1 protein-coding gene is annotated in these 1203 nt (G+C 47.0%); it reads left to right on the top strand.

The window, feature by feature from the left end; all coding sequences use genetic code 11:
- The first annotated feature begins 104 nt into the window (after positions 1-104).
- Complete coding sequence (locus Xkoz_RS19150; protein WP_099143514.1) at positions 105-1145, top strand: IS481 family transposase; 1041 nt, start codon at positions 105-107, stop codon at positions 1143-1145.
- Positions 1146-1203 lie beyond the last annotated feature (58 nt).

Here is a 1203-nt window from a genome sequence, read left to right on the forward strand (position 1 = left end):
TGTATTAGTCACGACGTGATCTGACACTGAACCTTGAAAGGTTGAGAGTTACCGACTTTGCTATATGGGTGTCGAATCCTTATACAAAATACGAGGTAACTCTCATGATTCATACTAGCAATCCTATTATCAAACACAAAGTCGGTTTGTTGAATCTCGCCAAGGAACTCGGTAATGTCTCGAAAGCCTGTCAAATTATGGGCGTCTCACGGGATACGTTTTATCGTTATCAGGAACTGGTCACAGAAGGGGGTGTTGATGCCCTGATTAATCAAGACCGCCGAGCCCCCAACTTCAAAAACCGCGTTGATGAAGCCATCGAACGGGCTGTGGTTGAGTATGCCGTTGAGTTCCCAGCTCATGGGCAGCACCGGGCCAGTAATGAATTACGGCAAAAAGGGATATTTGTCTCCGGCAGTGGGGTTCGCTCTATCTGGCAACGCCACGATTTGGAAAACTTCCGAAAACGACTGAGGGCGTTAGAACAGAAAGTCACCACTGAAGGGATTATCCTGAGCGAGGCTCAAATTGCTGCGCTGGAGAAAAAGGCCGTTGATGATGAAGCTTGTGGTGAAATCGACACGGCCCATCCGGGCTATCTGGGTTCACAGGATACGTTTTATGTTGGCAACCTGAAAGGGGTAGGTCGTATCTACCAGCAGACCTTTATTGATACCTATTCCAAGGTCGCGCATTGTAAGTTGTATACGAGTAAAACCCCCATCACCGCTGCTGATTTGCTCAATGATTATGTCCTGCCGTTTTATGAGTCTCAGGCGTTGCCGATGCTGAGGATACTGACCGATCGGGGAACCGAGTACTGTGGTCGTGTAGAACATCATGATTATGAGCTTTACCTGGCTATCAACGATATCGACCATACGAAAACAAAGGCGAGAGCACCCCAGACGAACGGCATTTGTGAACGTTTCCACAGAACCATTTTGCAGGAGTTTTACCAGATCACCTTCCGCAAGAAGCTCTACAGCGATATGGCGGAGTTGCAGGCAGATCTGGACAACTGGCTGTGGTATTACAATAATGAACGGACTCATCAGGGTAAAATGTGCTGTGGACGTACGCCCATTGATACGTTATTGGATGGAAAACGACTCTGGGCAGAAAAGAATTTAACCCAGATTTAACCTGACAGACACCTGTATAAATAACCGGTAGTTGTCAGATCTAATCTGGACTAATACA

Source organism: Xenorhabdus kozodoii, assembly GCF_002632875.1.
Classification (GTDB): domain Bacteria; phylum Pseudomonadota; class Gammaproteobacteria; order Enterobacterales; family Enterobacteriaceae; genus Xenorhabdus; species Xenorhabdus kozodoii.

Excerpts from the sequence above, each read along its gene's own strand:
- Xkoz_RS19150 (WP_099143514.1), top strand. The coding sequence starts at position 105 with ATGATTCATACTAGCAATCCTATTATCAAACACAAAGTCGGTTTGTTG.